The sequence below is a fragment of the Bradyrhizobium sp. Crot121 genome, from assembly GCF_059512385.1.
Map to the genome: position 1 here is coordinate 1 of NZ_JCAMOR010000276.1, position 891 is coordinate 891.

At 61.4% G+C, this 891-nt stretch carries 1 protein-coding gene and 1 pseudogene; one reads left to right on the forward strand and one right to left on the reverse strand.

Going from position 1 to position 891, the window contains the following annotated elements; genetic code table 11:
- Positions 1-543: 543 nt before the first annotated feature.
- Positions 544-696: a hypothetical protein gene (locus tag AC5ZGW_RS46490; RefSeq protein WP_165421597.1), complete on the forward strand. Its 153-nt coding sequence runs from the start codon at positions 544-546 to the stop codon at positions 694-696.
- Between the two features lie 123 nt (positions 697-819).
- On the opposite strand, the pseudogene AC5ZGW_RS46495 reads toward AC5ZGW_RS46490, so the two are convergent.
- Positions 820-891, reverse strand: a pseudogene (locus AC5ZGW_RS46495) (peroxiredoxin); the annotation flags it as partial.

Here is an 891-nt window from a genome sequence, read left to right on the forward strand (position 1 = left end):
GCGAGCGACGGCGGCTCCGAGGGGATGGCTTGGCCGGACCCCATGATCAATTTTGCTGAACTTGACGCACAGAACTCGCTTTTACGCCATGCCTTCCTAGAGGGGGCATTCTCGCCAGTGTTTTCCGACGGGAGTGTTAGCTACAGAGACGGGATATAGTTGGTGATTGAATGAAGCGATCCTAATGGAACCTTTGGACCGGGTCGCGATCCGCAACTGCATCTATCGGTACTGCCGCTGCATGGCCCGGGCCAGCAAGGCCATGCTGCGCCGCTCCTATTGACCCCACCCAATAGATCGGCATGGCATCTATTCCGGGCCTGCGGAGGGCTCCCGCCTCCCGGCGCGAGAAGTGCTCAAAAGCCGCGCCCGCAATATCCACCAGTTCGGCCAATTATTGATAGAACTCGTCGGCCCGACGCGGAGCGCTGTGCGACGTGCTTCCTTGTCATGCAGCGCGGCGGCAAGGATGGGCGCGTGCGGCAGTTCCGATCGGTCGACGCTGTTGCGGCCTGTTCGACAAGCGCGGCGGGGAGTGGCGCATTGAGCATTGTGGTGTTCGACTGGGCCGAGGAGCAGTCGTTGCAGCCTCAAACCGAGGCCGCGCGCTGTGGCCGGCGCCTGCTGACTGGAGCGCAGCCGTCCGACGATCCGATTTGCGAAACTCCGGCCGCCGCCCTCGATCGCCGTATGTAGGATCCGCGTGCTCGCTCGTGTCAGGTCCGCGCACATCATCGCGCAAAGTTGAGTCTGACGTCCTTGAAATCGGGGATTGGTTCTTCAATTGCTCAATCGACATGATGCCTCCAGCAACATGCCTCAAGCAACCTTCAGCGTTTCGCCGCCGATCTCGCGGTTGCAGGGGCAGAGCTCGTCGGTCTGCAGAGCATC